Origin of the sequence: Kitasatospora sp. NPDC051914, assembly GCF_040680995.1 — a bacterium.
Classification (GTDB): domain Bacteria; phylum Actinomycetota; class Actinomycetes; order Streptomycetales; family Streptomycetaceae; genus Kitasatospora.
Genome location: NZ_JBFAXX010000001.1, coordinates 268707 through 289598, shown reverse-complemented (window position 1 = coordinate 289598; position 20892 = coordinate 268707). Strand labels below are relative to the sequence as shown.

The 20892-nt window shown below is 73.5% G+C and carries 17 protein-coding genes; 12 read left to right on the top strand and 5 right to left on the bottom strand.

Features of this window, described 5'->3' with window-relative positions; translation table 11 throughout:
• Positions 1–63: 63 nt before the first annotated feature.
• From AB0M03_RS01450 to AB0M03_RS01425, 6 genes are read left to right on the top strand one after another with little or no spacing between them, the layout of a single operon-like run.
• Complete coding sequence (locus AB0M03_RS01450; protein ID WP_363487109.1) at positions 64–1239, top strand: 4Fe-4S dicluster domain-containing protein; 1176 nt, start codon at positions 64–66, stop codon at positions 1237–1239.
• Positions 1236–1691, top strand: coding sequence for a cyclic nucleotide-binding domain-containing protein (locus AB0M03_RS01445; protein ID WP_363487107.1), 456 nt, complete (start codon positions 1236–1238; stop codon positions 1689–1691). The genes AB0M03_RS01450 and AB0M03_RS01445 overlap by 4 nt, the downstream gene beginning before the upstream one ends.
• Positions 1688–2482: an FAD/NAD(P)-binding protein gene (locus tag AB0M03_RS01440; RefSeq protein WP_363487105.1), complete on the top strand. Its 795-nt coding sequence runs from the start codon at positions 1688–1690 to the stop codon at positions 2480–2482. Before AB0M03_RS01445 ends, AB0M03_RS01440 begins: the two co-directional genes overlap by 4 nt.
• Positions 2483–2484: 2 nt before the next feature.
• On the top strand, positions 2485–3333 hold the full coding sequence (locus AB0M03_RS01435; RefSeq protein WP_363487103.1) for an oxidoreductase: 849 nt from the start codon (positions 2485–2487) through the stop codon (positions 3331–3333).
• Positions 3330–4676: a nickel-dependent hydrogenase large subunit gene (locus AB0M03_RS01430; RefSeq protein WP_363487101.1), complete on the top strand. Its 1347-nt coding sequence runs from the start codon at positions 3330–3332 to the stop codon at positions 4674–4676. The genes AB0M03_RS01435 and AB0M03_RS01430 overlap by 4 nt, the downstream gene beginning before the upstream one ends.
• Positions 4673–5254: a hydrogenase maturation protease gene (locus AB0M03_RS01425; RefSeq protein ID WP_363487099.1), complete on the top strand. Its 582-nt coding sequence runs from the start codon at positions 4673–4675 to the stop codon at positions 5252–5254. Before AB0M03_RS01430 ends, AB0M03_RS01425 begins: the two co-directional genes overlap by 4 nt.
• Positions 5255–5336: 82 nt before the next feature.
• Here AB0M03_RS01425 and pflA read toward each other — a convergent pair whose 3' ends face one another.
• From pflA to adhE, 3 genes are all read right to left on the bottom strand, one after another.
• Positions 5337–6134 carry a pyruvate formate-lyase-activating protein gene (gene pflA, locus AB0M03_RS01420; RefSeq protein WP_363487097.1) on the bottom strand — a complete coding sequence of 266 codons (798 nt, stop codon included), beginning with the start codon at positions 6132–6134 and terminating at the stop codon, positions 5337–5339.
• Positions 6135–6212: 78 nt separating this feature from the next.
• Positions 6213–8480 carry a formate C-acetyltransferase gene (gene pflB / locus AB0M03_RS01415; RefSeq protein WP_363487094.1) on the bottom strand — a complete coding sequence of 756 codons (2268 nt, stop codon included), beginning with the start codon at positions 8478–8480 and terminating at the stop codon, positions 6213–6215.
• Between the two features lie 125 nt (positions 8481–8605).
• On the bottom strand, positions 8606–11242 hold the full coding sequence (gene adhE, locus AB0M03_RS01410; RefSeq protein ID WP_363487092.1) for a bifunctional acetaldehyde-CoA/alcohol dehydrogenase: 2637 nt from the start codon (positions 11240–11242) through the stop codon (positions 8606–8608).
• A gap of 284 nt (positions 11243–11526) precedes the next feature.
• Here adhE and AB0M03_RS01405 point away from each other — a divergent pair, with 284 nt between their 5' ends.
• The 3 genes from AB0M03_RS01405 (at position 11527) to AB0M03_RS01395 (ending at position 16081) form a co-directional block, all read left to right on the top strand.
• Positions 11527–13116, top strand: a complete 1590-nt coding sequence (locus tag AB0M03_RS01405; protein WP_363487090.1) for an oleate hydratase — start codon at positions 11527–11529, stop codon at positions 13114–13116.
• Between the two features lie 256 nt (positions 13117–13372).
• The gene (locus tag AB0M03_RS01400; protein WP_363487088.1) at positions 13373–14365 is read left to right on the top strand and encodes an aldo/keto reductase; all 993 of its coding nucleotides are present in this window, start codon (positions 13373–13375) and stop codon (positions 14363–14365) included.
• Between the two features lie 84 nt (positions 14366–14449).
• Positions 14450–16081 (top strand): serine/threonine-protein kinase, encoded by a 1632-nt coding sequence (locus AB0M03_RS01395; protein ID WP_363487086.1) that lies wholly within the window; start codon positions 14450–14452, stop codon positions 16079–16081.
• Between the two features lie 24 nt (positions 16082–16105).
• On the opposite strand, the gene AB0M03_RS01390 is transcribed toward AB0M03_RS01395, so the two are convergent.
• Positions 16106–16867 (bottom strand): SDR family oxidoreductase, encoded by a 762-nt coding sequence (locus AB0M03_RS01390; protein ID WP_363487084.1) that lies wholly within the window; start codon positions 16865–16867, stop codon positions 16106–16108.
• 119 nt (positions 16868–16986) lie between these two features.
• Complete coding sequence (locus AB0M03_RS01385) at positions 16987–17523, bottom strand: PadR family transcriptional regulator (protein ID WP_363487082.1); 537 nt, start codon at positions 17521–17523, stop codon at positions 16987–16989.
• A 118-nt stretch (positions 17524–17641) separates the two neighbouring features.
• Between AB0M03_RS01385 and AB0M03_RS01380 the strand changes: the two genes are divergently transcribed.
• From AB0M03_RS01380 to AB0M03_RS01370, 3 genes are all read left to right on the top strand, one after another.
• On the top strand, positions 17642–18985 hold the full coding sequence (locus AB0M03_RS01380; protein ID WP_363487080.1) for an MATE family efflux transporter: 1344 nt from the start codon (positions 17642–17644) through the stop codon (positions 18983–18985).
• A 57-nt stretch (positions 18986–19042) separates the two neighbouring features.
• Positions 19043–19939 carry an RNA polymerase sigma-70 factor gene (locus AB0M03_RS01375; RefSeq protein ID WP_363487393.1) on the top strand — a complete coding sequence of 299 codons (897 nt, stop codon included), beginning with the start codon at positions 19043–19045 and terminating at the stop codon, positions 19937–19939.
• Between the two features lie 141 nt (positions 19940–20080).
• Entirely contained in the window at positions 20081–20827 is a 747-nt protein-coding gene (locus AB0M03_RS01370) for an NAD(P)H-binding protein (protein WP_363487078.1), read from the top strand.
• Positions 20828–20892 lie beyond the last annotated feature (65 nt).

Below are 20892 nucleotides of genomic sequence, written 5' to 3'. Positions count from 1 at the left end.
CCCGACGACGGCGGCCATTCCGTGCGACAGATGGGACGGACGGCTGGCGAGGAGGGTGCACGCATGGCGGTGGACGGCGGCAGTCCGGGTCCGCCGGACGGCTCCGGTGTGATCGGCACCGACGGTCTGGCAGCACTGGTGGAGATCCTGCAGGCCCGCGGCTTCACCGTGGTGGGCCCGACCGTTCGGGACGGCGCGATCGTGCTGGACGAACTCGCCTCCGCGGAGCAGCTGCCCTACGGCTGGGGCGTCGAGCTGGAGGCCGGGTCGTACCGGCTGCGTGAGCGGGCCGATCGCGCGGCCTTCGCCAACGCGGCGGGGCCGCATTCCTGGAAGACCTACCTGCACCCGGCGCGAGTCCGCCAGTGGCAGGCCGACCGGTCGACCGGCCGACTGTCGGTGGAGACGGACGAGCCCGCACCGCACCGCTATGCGTTCCTCGGGGTACGGCCGTGCGATCTGAGGGCCATCGCCGTGCAGGACCGTGTCCTGCTCGGCGGGCAGCACCGCGATCCGGTCTACCAGGGGCGGCGGACGGGAGCGTTCCTCGTCTCGGTCGAGTGCACCGAACCCGGCGGCACCTGCTTCTGCGTGTCGATGGGGACCGGCCCGGCGGCCGGCCCCGGGTACGACCTGGTGCTGACCGAGGTGGCCGACCCCGGGGACCACCGGTTCTGGATCCGCAGCGGCAGCCCGGAGGGCGCCGAGATCCTCGCCCGACTGCCGCTGCGGCCCGCGGACCCGCAGACGGTCGATGCGGCTCGGGAGGGTGTCGCCTCCGCCGCCGACCGGATGGGCCGCAGCATGCCGGAGGTGGACCTGCACCGGCTGATGGCCGGGACACTGGACGCCCCGCGCTGGGACGAGGTGGCCGAGCGCTGCCTGACGTGCGGGAACTGCACCATGGTCTGCCCGACCTGCTTCTGCACCACCACCCAGGACGTCACCGATCTGACCGGCGATCACGCCGAGCGGTGGCGCCTGTGGGACTCGTGCTTCGACCTCGACCACTCGTACCTGCACGGCGGGCCGGTGCGCGCGTCCGCGCCGAGCCGCTACCGGCAGTGGCTCACCCACAAGCTCGGCACGTGGTGGGACCAGTTCGGTTCCTCGGGCTGCGTGGGATGCGGGCGGTGCATCGTCTGGTGTCCGGTCGCGATCGACATCACCGAGGAGGCCGCGGCCCTGAACGACTGGGCCGGCCGACGGGACGCCCGGAGCGGGGGCGAGCAGCCGTGACCGAGCCGCAGCGGCTGCTGGACGGCCTGCCGGACGCCCACCGGGACGGTCTCCTCGCGCTCGCCCGCGACCGGGAGTTCCCCGCGGACAGCCGGCTGTTCGACGAAGGGGGCCCCGCCGACCGGTTCTGGCTGATCCGTTCCGGCGAGGTCGCCCTGGACCTGTACGTACCCGGGCGCCGCCCGCCGGTGGTCGAGACCGTGGGGCCCGGCCAGCTGCTCGGCTGGTCCTGGCTCTTCCCGCCCTACCGCTGGCACCTGGGCGCGAGGACGCTCGGGCCGGTCACCGCCCGGGAGTTCCCCGCCGCCGAGGTCCGGGCGCTGTGCGAGGCCGTACCGGAGCTCGGCCACGAGCTGGCGGTGCGGTGCGCCGCCGTCATCGCCGAGCGGCTCCAGGCCACCCGGCTGCGGCTGCTGGACCTCTACGCCCCGGACGGGGGCGACCGCTCGTGAGCGCGGTGCCCGTGCCGTACCGGGTGGCCTCCGCCCGGCCGGAGACCGCCGACAGCGTCTCGCTCGAACTCGTCGCGCAGGACGCACCGCTGCCCGGCTTCTCGCCCGGGCAGTTCGCCATGGTGTACGCCTTCGGCGTCGGGGAGGTCCCGATCTCCGTCAGCGCCATCGACGGCGCGACGGTGACGTTCACCGTCCGCTCGGTCGGTGCCGTCTCCGCTGCCCTGGGCCGGCTCGGACCGGGCAGCCCCGTCGGGCTGCGGGGGCCGTTCGGCACCGGCTGGAATCTGACCGGAACAGCGGACGCCGACGTCCTGGTGGTCGCCGGCGGCATCGGACTCGCTCCGCTGCGCCCGGTCGTGCACCGGCTGCTGGGCCCGGCCGGCCGCCTGTCCGTCCTGGTGGGCACACGGACCCCGGCCGATCTCCTCTACCCCGACGAGGTCGCGGCCTGGGGCGGCACGGCCCGGGTGGAGGTGACGGTGGACCGGCCCGACCGGGAGTGGTCGGGCAGCGTGGGCGTGGTGACCGCCCTGCTGGACCGGGTGGAGCCCGGCCCCGGCACCGCGGCGCTGGTGTGCGGGCCCGAGGTCATGATGCGCCGCACCGCAGACGCGTTGCTGGCCCGGGGCGTACCGGCCGACCGCATCCAGCTCTCGCTGGAGCGCAACATGCGCTGCGGCACGGGGCACTGCGGCCACTGCCAGCTCGGTCCGCTGCTGCTGTGCCGCGACGGCCCGGTGGTCGACTGCGCGGTGTCCCGGCAACTGCTTTCGGTGAGGGAGTTGTAGACGTGGACGGTGACGGCAGGCCGACCCTGGCGGTGTGGAAGTTCGCCTCCTGCGACGGATGCCAGCTGACGCTCCTCGACTGCGAGGACGAACTGCTGGCACTCGCCGACCGGGTGCGGATCTCGCACTTCCTGGAGATGAGCAGCGCCGAGGCCGGCGGCACGGAGAGCGGCGGCGGGCAGGGCCCGGCGGGCCTGGAGGGCGCCGGGCCGTACGACCTGTCGCTGGTCGAGGGCTCGGTCACCACGGCCGAGGACGCCCGGCGGATCCGGCACGTCCGTGACGTCTCGCGCCGCCTGGTCACCATCGGCGCGTGCGCGACGGCCGGCGGTGTCCAGGCGCTGCGCAACTTCGCGGACGTCGCCGAATTCCGCGCCGCCGTCTACGCCCGGCCCGAGTTCATCGCCACCCTGGACACCTCGACACCGATCTCGGCGCACGTGCCGGTCGACTTCGAACTGCGCGGCTGCCCGATCGACAGGCGCCAACTGCTCGAAGTGATCACCGCTTTCCTGTCCGGCCGCAAGCCCGGCATTCCGGCGCACAGCGTCTGCTTCGAGTGCAAGATCCGCGGAACCACCTGTGTGACCGTCGCCCACGGCACGCCGTGCCTGGGCCCGGTCACCCATGCCGGCTGCGGCGCCATCTGCCCCGCGTACCGGCGCGGCTGCTACGGATGCTTCGGGCCTGTGGCCGGCCCCAACCTGGAGTCGATGGTGCGCCAGCTGGGCCGGGACGGCATGTCCGCACAGGACGTCGTCCGGGTCTTCCGCACCTTCAACGCCGCGGCACCCGAGTACGGGCCCGTCCCGGACATCGCCGCCGGCCCCGCCCCGGAGGAGCCGCAGTGAGCCACCGGATGTCCCGCGTCCTGCGACTGGACGCCCTGGCCAGGGTGGAGGGCGAGGGGGCCGTCCGGCTGCGGCTGCAAGGCGGCGAGGTCACCGCGGCCGAACTGCGGATCTACGAACCGCCGCGCTTCTTCGAGGCCTTCCTGGTCGGCCGCGGCCACACCGAACCCCCCGACCTCACCGCCCGGATCTGCGGGATCTGTCCGGTCGCCTACCAGATGACGGCATGCCAGGCGATCGAAGCCGCCTGCGGGGTCACCGTCGACGGACCGATCGCGCAGTTGCGCCGCCTGCTCTACTACGGCGAGTGGATCGAGAGCCAGTCCCTGCACATCCACCTGCTGCACGCCCCCGACTTCCTCGGCTGCGCCGACGCCGTCGAACTCGCCCGCACGGACCGCGCCGCCGTCGAACGGGGCCTGCGGATCAAACAGGCGGGCAACGCCGTGGTGGAACTGCTCGGCGGGCGCCCGATCCACCCGGTCAACATCAGGATCGGCGGCTTCTACCGCACACCGTCGAGGGCGGAGCTCCGGCCGCTCGCCGACCGCCTGCGCCGCGCACGGGACGAGGCCCTGGAAGCCGTGCGGTGGGTCGCCGCCTTCGACTTCCCCGAGGCGTCCTTCGACGGCGAGTTCCTGGCGCTGCACGACCCCGGACGCTACGCCGTCGACTCCGGGACCCCGGCGGTCCTTCCCGCCCCCGGCAGTGCGCACCGCGTACGGGGATTCCCGGTGGAGGAGTTCGAGGAGCACGTGGTCGAGGAGCAGGTCCCGTACTCCACGGCGCTCCAGTCGAGACTGGACGGGCGCCCCCACCTCACCGGCTCGCTCGCCCGTTACGCGCTCAACGGCCGCCGGCTGCATCCCGCGGCCGCCGAGGCGGCGCGCGCCGCGGGCCTCGGCGACCCGACGGCGGGAGAGGTGTGCCGCAACCCGTACCGCAGCATCGTCGTCCGGGCCGTCGAGGTGGTGCACGCGCTGGAGGAGGCCCTGCTCGTCATCGACGACTACCGGCCTCCGGCCGTGCCCCACGTCGACGTGCCCCCGCGGGAGGCCGTCGGCTGCGCCGCGACCGAGGCGCCCCGCGGCCTGCTGTACCACCGGTACGCGCTCGGCCCGGACGGCACCGTCACCGCCGCCCGGATCGTGCCGCCCACCGCACAGAACCAGGCGGCCGTCGAGGACGACCTGCGCCGACAGGTGCAGACCCGGCTGGCGCGGTCCCGCACGGCCGTCGGGGACGAGGAGCTGGCCGCGCTGTGCGAGCGGGCCGTCCGCAACCACGATCCGTGCATCTCCTGCTCGGCGCACTTCCTGGACCTCTCGGTGGAGCGGGAATGAGCGGCCGGGTGGTGGTGATCGGCGTCGGCAATCCCTTCCGCCGGGACGACGGTGCGGGGCCGGCCGTGATCGAGGCGCTGAGGGCCCGGGGCCGGCCGGCCGCGGAACTCGCCGTGAGCGACGGCGACCCCGGTCGGCTCATGGACCTGTGGTGCCCGGCGGACACCGTGGTCGTCGCCGAAGCGGTGTACGCGCGTCCGGGACGCCCGGGCCGGCTGCACACCGTCCGCGCCGACCGGGCCGCCCGGCTGGCGGCCGGCACGGCCAGCACCCACGGGTTCGGGCTCGCGGAGACCGTCGCCCTGGCCGCCGCACTCGAGCGGCTGCCGCGCGTCCTCGTCGTCCACGCCGTCGAGGGAGCCGACTTCGGCGTTGGTGCCGGCCTCAGCGCCCCTGTCCGGGCGGCGCTCCCGGCCCTCGTCCGCCTGGTGGCCGACTCCCTACGGGCGGCGCACCGACGGATGCCGGGCTCCCCCGGCACGGCGGGCGCCGGCTGCGCGGCGCGGCGGCAGAACCACACGCCCAGCGGGGCGAACACTGCGGCGATCCCCCGTCGGCCACCACCGCCGTCGGGCTGACGGTCAGTCCGGCCCCCGCGCCCCGGACGAACTCCGCCACCGCCATGACGGTCTGATCGCGCCCACCGGCCGTGCGCGGGGGTCAGACGGCGTGGAGGCCGTGCGCGGTGAAGACGGCGCGGGCGGCGGCGGTCTGGTCGGCGGTGGGTGCCGGGGTGTCGGCGAGCGTGAAGTCGAGGCCGAGTGCGCGCCATTTGGCGGCGCCGAGTCTGTGGAAGGGCAGCACGTCCACCCGGCCGACGTTGCCGAGTGAGGCGGCGAAGGCGGCGATGCCTTCGACGTTCTCGGCGGCGTCGGTCAGGTGGGGGACGAGGACGAAGCGGACCCAGACCTCCTTGCCGAGGTCGGCCAGACGGCGGGCGAAGTCCAGCGTGGGCGCGAGCTTCCGGCCCGTCAGGTGGTGGTAGAGCGTGCGGTCCCAGGACTTGATGTCCAGCAGGACGAGGTCGGTGTCGGCGAGCAGCGCGTCGGTGGCGCGGTCGCCGAGGTACCCGGAGGTGTCCAGGGCGGTGTGCAGGCCCAGTTCGGTCTTGAAGCGGTGGAGCAGCTCTCCGGTGAGGACGGGTTGGAGGAGCGGTTCGCCGCCGCTGATGGTGGCGCCGCCGCCGGCGGTGTGGATGAACCGGGTGTACTTGGCGGCTTCGCGGACGATCTCGTCGGCCGAGGTGCGGCGGCCGTCACGCATGTGCCAGGTGTCGGGGTTGTGGCAGTAGAGGCAGCGCAGCGGGCAGCCGGCGAGGAAGGCGACGAAGCGGGTGCCGGGGCCGTCCACGCCGGTGGACAGGTCCCAGGAGTGCAGCATGCCGGTCACCGCGCGCCGGGTGGCGGCGCCGGCCGGGGTGACGGCGGGAGTGGCGGGGGGTACGGCTGCTCCGGTCATCCTCGTTCTCCTTGCGCGGGGGGCGCGGTGCCGGCGCCCGTGTCGCGGGCGTCGGCACCGTGCCCGGGGCTGGCGGGGCTACAGCGCCTCGTGGAAGGTCCGGTTGATCACGTCGAGCTGCTGCTCCCGGGTGAGCCGGACGAAGTTGACCGCGTAGCCGCTGACGCGGATGGTCAGCTGGGGGTACCTGTCGGGGTGCTCCATCGCGTCCAGCAGGGTGTCCCGCTGGAGGACGTTGACGTTCATGTGGAAGCCGCGGCAGGCGACGTAGCCGTCCAGCACGCCGACCAGGTTCGCCGTCCGCTCCTCGTCCGTGCGCCCGAGCGCCTCGGGGGTGACGGTGTTGGTGAGCGAGATGCCGTCCTCGGCCTGCTCGTAGGGGAGTTTGGCGACCGACAGGGCGGCGGCGACGTAGCCGTGCCGGTCGCGGCCGTTCATCGGGTTGGCACCCGGGGAGAACGGTTCGCCGGCCCGGCGGCCGTCCGGGGTGTTCCCGGTCTTCTTGCCGTAGACGACGTTGGAGGTGATGGTCAGCACCGACTGGGTGTGCTCGGCGCCCCGGTAGGTCGGGTGCCTGCGCACCTTCTCCATGAACTCCTCGACCAGCCGCACCGCGATCCCGTCGGCCCGGTCGTCGTTGTTGCCGTACGCCGGGTACTCGCCCTCCACCAGGTAGTCGACCACCAGCCCGGTGTCGTCCCGCACGGGCCGCACGGTGGCGTACCGGACCGCGGACAGCGAGTCGGCCGCCACGGCGAGGCCGGCGATGCCGCAGGCCATGGTGCGCCGGACGTCCCGGTCGTGCAGGGCCATCTCCAGACGCTCGTAGGCGTACTTGTCGTGCATGTAGTGGATGACGTTCAGCGCGTGGACGTAGGTGGCCGCCAGCCAGTCCATCTGCACGTCGAGCGCGGCCACGACCTCGTCGTAGTCCAGGACTTCGCCGGTGAGGGGTGCGGTCTCGGGGCCCACCTGGACGCCGGAGATCTCGTCGCGTCCACCGTTGATCGCGTACAGGAGCGTCTTGGCGAGGTTGACCCTCGCGCCGAAGAACTGCATCTGCTTGCCGACCGGCATCGCGGAGACGCAGCAGGCGATCGCGGTGTCGTCGCCGAAGCGCGGACGCATCAGCTCGTCCGACTCGTACTGGACGCTGGAGGTGTCGATCGACACCTTGGCGCAGAACTCCTTGAAGCCCCGCGGCAGCCGGGGCGACCAGAACACGGTCAGGTTCGGCTCCGGGGCCGGGCCCAGGTTGTAGAGGGTCTGCAGGTAGCGGAAGGAGGTGCGGGTGACGAGGGGGCGGCCGTCCTCGCCGATGCCGCCGATCGACTCGGTGACCCAGGTCGGGTCCCCGGAGAACAGTTCGTCGTACTCCGGGGTCCGCAGGAACCGCACGATCCGGAGCTTGATGACGAAGTCGTCGACCAGTTCCTGGGCCTGCTGCTCGGTCAGGAGGCCGGCGTCGAGGTCGCGCTGGAGGTAGACGTCGAGGAAGGTGGAGGTGCGCCCCAGCGACATCGCGGCACCGTTCTGCTCCTTCACCGCCGCCAGGTAGGCGAAGTACAGCCACTGCACGGCCTCGCGGGCGGTGGCGGCCGGCCGGGAGACGTCGTGGCCGTAGGACGCCGCCATCTGCTTGAGCTCGCCCAGTGCACGGATCTGCTCGGCGAGCTCCTCGCGCTCGCGCAGGACCTCCTCGAGCCGGTGCGGGTCGCGGGGCGGGGCGTCGAGCTGCGCCTTCTCGGCCCGCTTGGCCTCGATCAGCCGGTCCACGCCGTAGAGGGGAACCCGCCGGTAGTCGCCGATGATCCGCCCCCGGCCGTAGGCGTCGGGCAGGCCGGTGATGATGCCGGCCTTCCGGGCGGCGAGGATCTCCGGGGTGTACGCGTCGAACACACCGTCGTTGTGCGTCTTGCGGTACTCGGTGAACACCTTCTCCAGCTCGGCCGGCACGGGGTAGCCGTAGGTCTTCAGCGCGCCCGCGACCATCCGCCAGCCGCCGTTGGGCATGATCGCGCGCTTCAGCGGGGCGTCGGTCTGCAGGCCGACGATCAGCTCCTCCTCCCGGTCGATGTAGCCCGGCGCGTGTGCGGTGATGCCGGCGGGGACGTCGTACGCGACGTCGAGGACGCCCTTGGCCCGCTCCTCGGGGAGGCGGTCGGTGATCCGGCCCCAGACCGCCAGGGTCCGCCCGGTCGGGCCGGCCAGGAAGGCGGCGTCGCCTTCGTACGGGGTGTAGTTGTGCTGGACGAAGTCGCGCACGTCGATCGCGTCCCGCCACAGGCCGCCCCGGAAGCCGTCCCAGGCTCCGCGGGTGGCCGTCTGTGCCTGTCGGACAGTCATTTTCGCTGCTCCTGTCGTGGGTTCCCGACACCATGGTGGTGCTGGACGGACGGCCCGGCCCAGGTCCGTGGGGCCCGCGGGGCCGGGCCGATGGTCCTTCTCCCGCCCCCGCGTGCCGGTCGGTCTCAGTCACGGACGCCGTAGTAGGCCTGGCGCATCAGCTGCTGCATGTCGGCGAGCATCGGCATGCGCGGGTTGGCCGGGGCGCACTGGTCCTCGTAGGCGTTCATCGCCTGCTGCGGCAGCGCCGCCAGGAAGGCCGCCTCGTCGACGCCCGCCTCCTTGAAGGAGCGCGGGATGCCCACCCGGTCGCGCAGGTCCTCGACGGCGGCGGCGAGCGACTCCACGCCCTGCTCCGGGGTGTCGGCGGGCAGGCCGAGCGTCCGGGCGATCGACCGGTAGCGCTCGGGGGCGATGTAGCTCCGGTACTTGGGCCAGCTGGTGACCTTGGACGGGGCCGAGCCGTTGTAGCGGATGACGTGCGGCAGCAGGAGCGCGTTGGTGCGGCCGTGGGCGATGTGGAAGGTCGCGCCGAGGGTGTGCGCCATGGCGTGCACCACGCCGAGGAAGGCGGAGCCGAAGGCCATGCCGGCGATGGTGCCGGCGTTGTGCATCCTCTCCCGCGCCACCGGGTCGCCGGGTCCGTCGAGGACGGCCCGCTCCAGGTGGTCGAAGATCAGCCGGATGCCCTGCAGGGCCAGGCCGTCGGTGAAGTCGTTGGCGTAGACCGAGACGTAGGTCTCGATGCAGTGGGTGAGGGCGTCGAAGCCCGAGTCCGCGGTGACGTCCTTCGGCAGGCGCGTGGTCAGGGCCGGGTCGACGATGGCCACGCTCGGGGTGAGCGCGTAGTCGGCGAGGGGGTACTTCTGGCCGGTGGCGGTGTCGGTGATCACCGCGAACGGGGTGACCTCGGACCCGGTGCCCGAGGTGGTGGGGATGCACACCAGCTTGGCCTTCTCCCCCAGGTCGGGGAAGGTGAAGGCGCGCTTGCGGATGTCGAAGAACTTCTCCTTCAGGTCCGCGAACTCCACCTCCGGGTGCTCGTACATCAGCCACATCACCTTGGCGGCGTCCATGGGCGAGCCGCCGCCGAGCGCGACGATGGTGTCCGGCCGGAAGCCCTGCATCAGCTCGGCGCCCTTGCGGACCGTGTCGATGCTGGGGTTCGGTTCGACGAAGTCGACCACCCGCACCTCGACCGGCTCGCTGCGGCGGTCCAGGATGCCCCTGATCCGCTCCAGGTGGCCGACCTCGACCATCGTCCGGTCGGTGACGATCACGATCCGGTGGGCGTTCGGCATGCTCGCCAGGTACTTGACGGAGTTGCGCTCGAAGTAGATCTTCGGCGGGACCTTGAACCACTGCATGTTGGTGTTGCGCCGCCCGATCCGCTTGATGTTGACGAGGTTCAGCGCCGAGACGTTCCCGGAGACCGAGTTGTGCCCGTAGCTGCCGCAGCCGAGGGTCAGCGAGGGCAGGAAGGCGTTGTAGACGTCGCCGATGCCGCCCTGGGAGCTCGGCGCGTTCCAGACGATCCGGCACGCCTTGACCGCGTGCCCGAACTCCTCGACGAACGCCGCGTCCTCGGTGTGCACCGCGGCCGAGTGCCCGAGACCGTTGAACTCCACCATGGCAGCAGCGAGTTCGACACCGGCGCGGCGCGAGGGGGCGGTCAGCACGGCCAGTACCGGGCAGAGCTTCTCCCGGGTCAGCGGCTCGGACGGCCCGACCGCCTCGACGTCCACCAGGATCACCGAGGTGTCGGCCGGCACCTCGAAGCCGGCCGCCTCGGCGATCTGCGCTGCCGATCGCCCCACCACCCCGGCGTTCAGCCGCTCCCCGGCGCAGGAGTCGCCCTCGCCCGCACCGAACAGGTGGCGCTCCAGCAGCACCTTCTCCTCGGCGCTCGCACGGTGCGCCTTCAGCTTCCGGAACTCGGCCAGGGCGGCCTCGCGGATCTCGGCGTCCAGGACGACGGCCTGCTCGGAGGCACAGATCATGCCGTTGTCGAAGGTCTTCGACAGCACGATGTCGTTCACGGCGCGCTTCAGGTCGGCGCTCTTCTCGACGTACGCCGGGACGTTGCCCGCTCCCACGCCGAGGGCCGGCTTGCCGCAGGAGTACGCCGCCCGGACCATCGCATTGCCGCCCGTGGCCAGGACGGTGGCCACGTCCGGGTGGTTCATCAGGGCGTGGGTGGCCGCCATCGACGGCTCCTCGATCCACTGGATGCAGTGCTCCGGCGCCCCGGCCGCCACCGCCGCGTCCCGGACGATCCGGGCCGCCTCGGCGGAGCAGCGCTGCGCCGAGGGGTGGAAGGCGAAGACGATCGGGTTGCGGGTCTTCAGCGCCAGCAGGCACTTGAAGATCGTGGTCGAGGTGGGGTTGGTGACCGGGGTGACGCCTGCGACGACACCGACCGGTTCGGCGATCTCCACGATCCCGTCGATCTCGTCCCGGCGCACCACCCCGACCGTCTTCGTCCCGGCCATCGCATGGGTGACGTTCTCGCAGGCGAAGACGTTCTTCACCGCCTTGTCCTCGAAGAGGCCCCGCCCGGTCTCCTCGACCGCCGCCACCGCGAGGTCGGTGTGGCGGGCCAGGGCGGCCAGGGACGCCTTCTTGACGATGCGGTCGACCTGCTCCTGGGTGAAGTCCGCGTACTCCTGCAGGGCCGTCAGGGCGCGGGTGACGAGCACGGCGACGGCTCCCGGGGCGTCGCCCCAAGTGGGCTGCTGCTCGGGGTGCGGGCGGCGGGGCATGGCGGGACCAGCCTTTCGGGTCGGCGTCGCTCGGTGTGCGGATGGGGCGCTGCGGTGGTCGCCGCGCCTCCGGCTCCAGACTGCGGCCCGGGCGCCGCCCCGGAGAGCGGCCGGTGGGGGTACACCGAGGGGCCGAAGGTCCCGGCCGCAGTCCCGGCCTCCGGGAGGGACCTGCGGCCCTGGGGAGGGGACTTCGGGTCCCTGCCCGGACCGCTCCCGGGTGCCGGAGGCTGGACAGCGCCTGCCGACGGGTGCAGGCGGACTCCACGAGACTGGGGCAGGGCATGATCGACAGCGGGCGCACCACGAAGGCGTACCTGGTCGGCGGCGGGATAGCCGCTCTGGCAGCCGCGGCCTTCCTGATCCGGGACGGCGAGGTCCCCGGCGAGAACATCCGCATCCTCGAGCAGATGCCCCTCCCCGGCGGCTCGCTCGACGGGCGGGGCACGCCGGACGGGGCGTACGTGACCCGCGGCGGACGGATGCTGGAGGACGAGGCGTACACCTGCCTGTGGAACCTGCTGGAGTCGATCCCGACCCTGGACGACGAGAGCGTCTCCGTCCGCCAGGAGATCATCGACTTCAACCGGGAGTGGCCGACCGACGCCAGGGCCCGGCTGATCGACCGCGACCACCGGATCGTGGATGCGTCCCGGCTCGGCCTCGACACCCGTGACCGGCTGGAGCTGGCCCGGCTGCTGGTCACACCCGAGTCGGCGATCGGCGCCCGGCGGATCGACGAGGTGTTCTCCGAGCACTTCTTCGCCACGAACTTCTGGGCGATGTGGCGCACCACCTTCGCGTTCCAGAACTGGCACAGCGCGATCGAGCTGAAGCGCTACTTCCTGCGCTTCCTCCAGGAGTTCCCGCGCATCCACACCCTGTCCGGCGTCCGCCGCACCCGGCTCAACCAGTACGACTCCGTCGTCCGGCCCCTCACCAGGTGGCTGCTGGAGCGCGGGGTGCGCATCGAGCACGGTGTCACCGTCACCGACGTCGACTTCACCGAGCAGAACGGCATCCGCCGTGCCCGGCGCATCCACCTGCGGCGGGAGAGCGGCCGGGAGACGGTCGAACTCGCCGACCTGGACCTGGCGTTCATCACGCTCGGCTCGATGACCGCCGACGCCGCGCACGGCGGCGACGACACCGTGCCCGAGCTGGTCCGGGACAAGAGGGACGGCAGCTGGACGCTGTGGGAGACCCTGTCGCGCAAGGCGCCCGACTTCGGCCGACCGGCGGTCTTCAACGGCAATGTCGCCGAGGCCGCCTGGGAGTCCTTCACCCTCACCATGCGCAGCCCCGCGCTGCTCGAGCGGATCGAGAAGTTCAGCGGCAACGCGGCGGGCACCGGCGCGCTGATGACCTTCAAGGACTCTCCCTGGCTGATGTCGGTCGTCGTCCCCCGCCCGCCGCACTTCGAGGGTCAGCCCGAGGACGTGTTCACCCTGTGGGGGTACGGCCTGATCATGGACGCCCCGGGCGAGTACACCGGCAAGGCCATGGCCGAGTGCACCGGGCGGGAGATCCTCACCGAACTCCTCGGCCAGCTGGGCTTCGAGGACATCGCGGAGGAGGTGCACGCCACCACCACGGTCACCACGGTGATGATGCCCTACATCACCAGCCAGTTCGCCCGCCGCTCGGTGCACGACCGGCCCCGGGTGATCCCGCACGGAGCACGGAACTTCGCCTTCCTCGGCCAGTACGTCGAAATCCCGGAAGACGTCGTGTTCACCGTCGAGTACTCGGTGCGCGGCGCCATGCACGCCGTCCACCGACTGCTCGGACTCGACCTGCCCGTCCCGCCGGTGCACCACGCCCTGGCCGACCCGGCCGCCGTCCTGTCCGCGCTGCGAACCGCCCTCGGCTGAGGAACCGCAGGCCGGCCCGGTGGTCCGAGCACCGCGCCCGCCGCGGCCTTTTCGACTGGTGAGACGACCGGGCGGGTCGGATCGGCGGTGTGCCAGAGTGGCCGCCGAACGGCCTCTGCCCGGGGCCAGGTCATGGATGGGCAGAGGCCGCCGAACCCCTTTGCGCGACCGTGCGCCTCCGTGCCGGGCGCGATCCGCACGCCCCCTCCCCCGAGAACCCGGCGGGCGGGCCCGTCCTCCCCCTAGAGTCGGGATCATGGAGAACAGGACGCTGGGGCGGACGGGCAGGAAGGTCGGAGTCATCGGGCTCGGGGCCTGGCAACTCGGGGCGGACTGGGGCCGGGTGGACGAGGCCGACGCCCTGGGCACGCTGGACGCGGCGCTCGAGTCCGGCGTGAGCTTCATCGACACCGCCGACGAGTACGGCGACGGCCGGAGCGAGCAGATCATCGGCAGGCTGCTGAGCTCCCGAGCCAGGAGCGGCGCGGCGCTGCCGACCGTGGCGACGAAGATGGGCCGGCGCGCACCGCAGGTGGCGGCCAACTACAACGCCGCCAACTTCCGTGTATGGGTGGACCGTTCACGGCGCAACCTCGGGGTCGAGCGGCTCGACCTGGTGCAGCTGCACTGCCCGCCGCCCGAAGTGTACTTCAGCAACGAGGTGTTCGACGCCCTCGACGCACTGGTCGAGTGCGGGGCGATCGCGGCGTACGGCATCAGCGTCCGCAGCTGCGAGCAGGCGCTGGCGGCGATCCGCCGCCCCAACCTCGCGACGATCCAGCTCGTGCTGAACGCCTTCCGGCTGAAGCCGCTGGAGCAGGTGCTGCCCGCCGCGGCCGAGGCGGGGGTCGGCGTCGTCGCCCGCGTGCCGCTGGCCAGCGGGCTGCTCTCGGGCCGGTACACGGCGGCGACCGTCTTCGGCGCGGACGACCACCGCACCTACAACCGCCACGGCGAGTCCTTCGACGTGGGCGAGACCTTCTCGGGCCTGGATTTCGCGACCGGGCTGGAGGCGGTGGAGCGGCTGCGTCCGCTGGTGCCCGAGGGGGCGGCGCTCGCACAGTTCGCCCTGCGGTGGATCGTCGACCAGGAGGCGGTGAGCGTCGTCGTCCCGGGCGCCCGCAACGCCGGGCAGGCCCGCGCGAACGCCGCCGCTGCCGCCCTGGCCCCGCTCGACCGGGACGCGCTCCGGGCCGTGCGGGAGGTCTACGACGAGCTGATCCGCCCGCAGGTCCACCACCGGTGGTAGGCGGGTGCTGCATGATCTGACCGTACGTCAGGGACGTGTCACGGCCGGGGCGGAGTGCGGAGTCGGGTGGGGAGTGGTGGGGCAATGGAGTCGTTGAGACCGAACGACCCGCGGCGGGTCGGCGAGTACACGCTGCTGCGGAGACTGGGTGCCGGCGGCATGGGCGAGGTCTACCTCGGCCGGAACGCGGGCGGGCGGACGGTCGCGGTGAAGCTGGTCCGCGGCGAGTACGCGGCGGACACCGAGTTCCGGTCGCGGTTCCGGCAGGAGGTCGCCGCGGCGCGCCGGGTCGGCGGCCAGTGGACGGCCCCCGTGCTGGACGCGGACACCGAGGGCGACCAGCCGTGGGTGGCGACCGGCTACGTCGTCGGTCCGCCGCTGAGTTCCGCGGTACGGGAGTTCGGCCCGCTGCCGGCGCCGGTGGTGCGGGCGCTCGGGGCGGGGCTGGCCGAGACCCTGGCGCACGTGCACGGCATGGAGCTGGTGCACCGGGACATCAAGCCGTCGAACGTGCTGCTGGCGCTGGACGGCCCGCGCCTGATCGACTTCGGCATCGCACGGGCGCTGGACGCGGCGACCGCCCTGACCCAGTCCGGCTTCGTCGTGGGCTCGCCCGGTTTCATGTCGCCGGAGCAGGCACAGGGCCGTCCGGCGGGGCCGCCCGGTGACGTCTTCTCGCTGGGCGCCACCCTGGCGTACGCGGCCACCGGTGTCGCGCCCTTCGGCGAGGGGGTCAGCGCTGCCGTCCTGCTCTACCGGGTGCTGCACGAGCCGCCGGAGCTGGAGGGCCTCGACGAGGGCATGCGGGAGGTGATCCTGGACTGCCTCGCCAAGCGCCCGGAGGACCGGCCGACCCCCGGCGAACTCCGGACCCGGCTGCAGGCCGGGAAGGGCGGCACGGTCCGGCTCGGCCGGAGCGGGTGGCTGCCCTCGGCGGTGTCCGAGTCGGTCGCGCGGCTCGCCGTGGAACTGCTGGGCCTGGACGCCGATGCGGACGACGCCCGGGCCACCGGCGACGGCAGCGCCGCGGGCCCGGACGCGGAGACGGCCGGCGCAGGTGCCGTCCGCACACCGACCGCACTGGGCACGGCCCGTACCGCCGGGCCTTCGCAGCCCGCCGACCCGGCCCCCGCGGAAGCACCGGGCCGCCCGGCGAGCGGCATCCGCCGATGGGCGCTGACGGGCGGGGCGGTGGCAGCAGCCGTACTGCTGACGGCCGGGCTGACCTGGCAGCTCACCGGCGGCTCCGGCGCGCCGGAAGGCAAGGGCGCGGCCGGGTCGCCCTCGCCCTCGGCCAGTGCCTCGCCCTCACCCTCTCCCTCGCCGAGCCCCTCGCCGTCCGGCCCGCCGACCGTGGAGGGCGCCGTGCCTGCGCAGTTCCTCGGCACCTGGGAGGGCACGGTGGTGCCGACGCGCGGCACCACCGAGGGCAAGGACCTCTTCTACCGCGTCCAGGTCGTCCAGGGCAGGATCGGCGAGACCGTCGGCCGCGCCACGACGTCCTACCCGGCCAAGAAGATCACCTGCAGCGGCGGCGAGGGCGTCCTGGTGTCCGCGACCGCCGACACCCTGGTGATCTCCGAATCCTGGCCGGCCAGCAGCAACGGCTGCACCGGCAACGTCGGCGTCGAGGTCACCCTGAAGAGGAAGGCCGACGGCACCCTGGAGTTCTCCCAGGAGGGCTGGCGCCCCGCCGCCCTGTCCCGGGGCCACTGAGGCCGGCCCCGCAATCACCGGCCGTCAGTCGGCGACGGCGCCGCAGGTGATGTTGATCGAGGCGGCGGTGATGCTGGCGGCGCGGTCGGAGGCGAGGAAGGCGGCGACGTCGCCGACGTCGTCCAGGGTGGCCGCGCGGCCCAGCAGGGTCTTGGCGGAGATCATCTCGGTGATGGACCCGCGGCCCGGCTCGGTGGGCGGAATGGTCTCGGGGATGCCGCCGGTGTGCAGGGTCACCACGCGGATGCCGTGTTCGCCCAGTTCGGCGGCGAGTTGGCGGCGCAGGGAGCTCATGGCCTGCACGGCCACCTGGAAGCCGCCGATGCTGTAGTTGCGGATCGGCTCGTGGCCGCCGTCCCCGCCGAAGTTCAGGATGACGCCGGAGCCCTGCGGGATCATGTGGCGGGCGGCCGCCCTCGCGGTGAGGAAGAAGGAGCGCACGGCGGTCACGATCGGCCGCTCGAACAGTTCCGACGACATCTCGGCCAGCGGGGTGCCCTGTACCTCGCCGAGCGAGATCAGGTCGAACGAGATGTCGATGCCGCCGAACCGCTCGGCCACCGCGTCGGCGTGCCGGTCCACGGCGGCCTCGTCGAGGGCGTCCACCAGCGCAGTCTCGGCGGCGCCGCCCGCGGCCCGGATCTCCTCGGCGACCCGGTCCAGCGGCGCCTGCGTCCGGCCGGCCGGGTGCACCCGAGCACCCTCCCTCGCGAACGCCCGTGCCACGGCGCCACCGATCGCCCCGCCGCCGCCGTAGATCACGGCGTTCCTGTTCTCCAGCAGCACCCGGAACCCTCCTCCGACCCGATTCCCTCCAGGGGACCGACCCGCCCCCGCGCCGCCAAGCACCTGCCCCGGCGCGTCCGGGTGAATCCGCGGCCGAGCGGGGTGGAACGGTGCGGCGGTCAGGGCTGCGCGGCCTCCAGGGCGGTGATGGTGTCGGTGAGCCAGGCGCGTTCGGCCCGGCCGGAGGCGCGCGCGACGAGCAGCATGCCGCGCCGGAAGGGGTTGGGCTCGTTCTCGGCGGTCACGGGCTCGCCGCTGCCGTCGTAGAAGAAGCTGCTGGGCTCCTGGAGGAAGTCGAGGCGGCGGCGCAGCACGGCGGCCTGGCGGGCGGGGCCGGGGAGGCGGTCGAGGAAGGCCGCCACGGTGAAGAAGCGGATCTGGTCGGAGATCTCCACGGGCTCGGGTTCGGCGAGGCGGCGGAGGAGTTCGGCACGGCCGGCCCCGGTGAGTTCGAGGACCTGGCGGGGTGCGGCGCCGCTGCCCGGTTCGGGGCGGCGCCGGAGCAGGCCGGCCTTCTCCAGGCGGGTGATGGCCGGGTAGAGGGCGCCGTCGCTGACCGGGCGGATGTGGCCGGTGAGCCCGGTGATGCGGGATTTGAGCTGGTAGCCGTGGAGCGGCTCGTCGTACAGGAAGCCCAGGATCGCGAGTGTCAGCACGGCCGCGCCCTTTCGGTGTTGTGTTCTCCTCCGGTCGATGGTACCTCTAATCGAGCTACCTCGATTCGAGGTATTCGGAGGCCGGTCGAACGGCTGCACCTGCACCACGGGAGGGGATGTGCGGAGGCTGTTGTCGCTGGCGGGGCCGGTCTATCTCGAGCTGTTGTCGGGAGTGGCCGCGTCGGTCGTCGGCACGTTCTGGGTGGCCGGGCTGGGCGGGGAAGCCGTCGCGGCGGTGGCACTGGCCGGCTCGGTCGAGAACCTGCTGCTCGGGGTGATCCTGGTGGTGAGCTCGGGCACCGCGCTGCGCCTGTCGCACGCGGTCGGCGCCGACGACGCCGCCACCGCCGGGCGGGTCGCCCGCGCGGCCTGGCAGTTGTGGGCGGCGGCGGTCCTGCTGCTCGCCGTGCCGGGCTACCTGCTGCGCGAGCCGCTGGCCCGGCTCTTCCTGGACGGCCCGGCAGCCGAGTCCGCGGCCGGGTACTTCGCGGTCGCCATGCCCGGCCTGGCCGTGTTCTTCGGCCAGCGGGTCGCCGACGACCTGTTCAAGGGCACCGGCGACACCCGCACCCCGATGCGCGCCGCCCTGCTCGGCAACGGGCTGCTGCTGGTCCTCGACCCGCTGCTGATCCTCGGCCCGGGGCCGCTGCCCGCACTCGGGGTCACCGGCGCAGCCGTCGCCCTGGTCGCCTCCCGCACGGTGGCCCTGGCCGCCACGCTGGCGCTGCGCAGGCGCGCACCGCTGCGCTCCCCCGGCGGGCTCCAGCCGGCGACGGCCCGCCGGATCCTCTCCGCGGGAGCGCCGTTCGGGATCGACTTCACCGCGCGGATGGCGGTCGGCACCGCCCAGCTCGGACTGGTCGCGGCGTTCGGCGTCCCCGCGGTGGCCGGGTACGGCATCGGGTACCGGGTGCTGCTGGTCGTCACCATGGCCTTCTACGCCGTCCGGCAGGCCGCCGCGATCGAGGCCGCCCGGCTGACCGGCGCCGACCGGCACCCCGGCCGCCTCGCCGGACTCACCCGGGACACCGCACGGCTGGCCGGGACGGCGGGCGCGGTCGCGGCCGTCCTGTGCGCCGCGGCGGCCGTCCCGCTCACCGCCCTCTTCACCCAGGACCGCGCGGTGGCCGCGGAGGCGGTCGGCTTCCTGCGGATGATGGCGCTCTACCTGCCCCCGTACGCACTGGTGGTGGCGCTCGGCGGGGTCCGCCAGGCGACCGGCCGGGGCCGGGCGCTGGTGGCGGCCACCGCGTTCGGGCTCGCCGTCCAACTCGCCGCCGGGTACGGCGGGGCCCGCCTGGCCGGTGTCGACGGCGTCTGGGCCGCCATGGCGCTCGGCGCCGCCGTCCAACTCGCCATGCTGCAGCTGCTCGCCGGCCGCACGGACACCCCACCCGGCAGGCGCCGGACCGCAACAGCGGACAGCTGCCGGGGAGAGGCCGCGGCCACCACCGGCGGATGAGCAGCGGGTACGGGGTTGTCGGGCGCCCGTACCGGTCTGGCAGGCTTGGGGCCCGTGATGCCAGGAACCGCCGAGGAGTTCACCGCCCACCGCCCCAGGATGTTCGGCCTGGCCTACCGGCTGCTCGGCTCCGCCGAGGAGGCGGAGGACGCCGTCCAGGACGCGTACCTGCGCTGGAGCGGCGCCGACCGTACGGCGATCGAGCACCCGGGCGCCTGGCTCGCCCGGGTGGTCACCAACCTGTGCCTCAACCGGCTCGCCTCCGCCCGCGTCCGGCGCGAGCAGTACCCGGGGCCGTGGCTTCCGGAACCGGTCCTCACCCAGGACGGATCGCTCGGTCCACTGGAGTCCGCGGAACAGCGGGACGCCGTGTCGACCGCGCTGCTGGTGCTGCTGGAGCGGCTGACACCGCCCGAGCGGGCGGTGTACGTCCTGCGCGAGGCCTTCGACTACCGCCACCGGGACATCGCCGGGGTGCTCGACCTCAGCGAGGCCAACTGCCGCCAGCTGTACCACCGGGCCGCCCAGCGGGTGACCGCGCCCGAGACCCGGTTCACGGCGGCGGCCGAGCAGCAGCGCGAACTCGTCGAGTCCTTCGTCGCCGCGGCGCGCCAGGGCGACCTGGCCGGGCTGGAGAGGCTGCTCGCCGAGGACGTCATCTGGTGGAGCGACGGCGGCGGCAAGGTCTCCGCGGCCCGGCGGCCCCTCCTCGGCCGGGAGAAGGTCATGCGCTTCCTGGTCGGCTCCGCCCAGCGGTTCGGCGCAGGCTGGGAGTTGGCGATCGCCGAGGTCAACGGCGCCCCGGCGCTGGTGGTCCACACGACGGGGCGACTCGTCGCCGTCGCCGGCTTCCACCTGCGGGACGGCGTCGCCTCCCAGGTGCACGTGGTGCTGAACCCGGACAAACTCGCCTTCGCGGGACGGCAGTTCACGGCATCGGCCGCGGGGGCGTGACCCCGTCGGGGCGACGGGCTCGGGCGCCCGGTGAGCACCGTCACACCGGGGGCTGTCACATCTCTGCCCGCTCGCCGGTTCTCGGCGGGTGACGGGTGCTCCACCGGGGAGCGCCCGACCACCGAAGGGACGAGAACTGCGATGACCACCATCCTGGTGACCGGCGGCACCGGAACCCTCGGCCGACCCCTCACCGAGCGACTGCGCGCGGACGGGCACGAGGTGCGGGTGCTGAGCCGGCACACCCGGCCGTACGCCGTGGACCTGCGCGAGGGCACGGGGCTCGCCGCGGCCCTCGCCGGCGTGGACACCGTCGTGCACTGCGCGAGCTCCCCGCGCGGCGGCGACGAGCAGGCGGCCCGCCACCTGATCGAGGCGGCCCGGGCCGCCGGGGTGCAGCACCTGGTGTACATCTCGATCGTCGGCGTCGACCGGGTGCCGCTCGCCTATTACCGGACCAAGCTGGCCGTCGAGCGGCTGGTCGAGGAGTCCGGGATCGGCTGGACGGTGCTGCGCACGACGCAGTTCCACGACCTGGTGCTGCAGCTTCTGCAGAACTCGGCGAAGCTGCCGGTCATGCTGCTCCCGGCCGGGGTCGCCGACCAGCCCGTCGAGGTGGCGGAGGTCGCCGACCGGCTGGCCGCGCTCGCCGCCGGGGCACCCGCCGGGCGGGTGCCGGACATGGGCGGGCCCGAGGTGCGCGCCTTCCCGGACCTGGCCCGTGCCTACCTGCGCGCGAGCGGACGGCGCCGACCGCTGCTGAACGTGCGCCTGGCCGGCAGCGCGTACGCAGGGTTCCGGGCCGGCGGACACCTGACGCCCGAACGGGCCGTGGGCAAGGGCACCTTCGAGCAGTTCCTGGCGGCACGCCTCACGCCGCAGGGCTGACGCCCCGGCATGGTGGTTAGGGCGTGTCTTACGGATCTTGCCGGGCCCGCGACGCCATGGCACGC

Coding starts and splice junctions, on each gene's coding strand:
- AB0M03_RS01370 (WP_363487078.1), top strand. CDS start 20,081: ATGACCACCATCCTGGTGACCGGCGGCACCGGAACCCTCGGCCGACCC.
- adhE (WP_363487092.1), bottom strand. CDS start 11,242: ATGCCCCGCCGCCCGCACCCCGAGCAGCAGCCCACTTGGGGCGACGCC.
- AB0M03_RS01395 (WP_363487086.1), top strand. CDS start 14,450: ATGGAGTCGTTGAGACCGAACGACCCGCGGCGGGTCGGCGAGTACACG.
- AB0M03_RS01400 (WP_363487088.1), top strand. CDS start 13,373: ATGGAGAACAGGACGCTGGGGCGGACGGGCAGGAAGGTCGGAGTCATC.
- pflA (WP_363487097.1), bottom strand. CDS start 6,134: ATGACCGGAGCAGCCGTACCCCCCGCCACTCCCGCCGTCACCCCGGCC.
- AB0M03_RS01450 (WP_363487109.1), top strand. CDS start 64: ATGGCGGTGGACGGCGGCAGTCCGGGTCCGCCGGACGGCTCCGGTGTG.
- AB0M03_RS01405 (WP_363487090.1), top strand. CDS start 11,527: ATGATCGACAGCGGGCGCACCACGAAGGCGTACCTGGTCGGCGGCGGG.
- AB0M03_RS01375 (WP_363487393.1), top strand. CDS start 19,043: ATGCCAGGAACCGCCGAGGAGTTCACCGCCCACCGCCCCAGGATGTTC.
- AB0M03_RS01425 (WP_363487099.1), top strand. CDS start 4,673: ATGAGCGGCCGGGTGGTGGTGATCGGCGTCGGCAATCCCTTCCGCCGG.
- pflB (WP_363487094.1), bottom strand. CDS start 8,480: ATGACTGTCCGACAGGCACAGACGGCCACCCGCGGAGCCTGGGACGGC.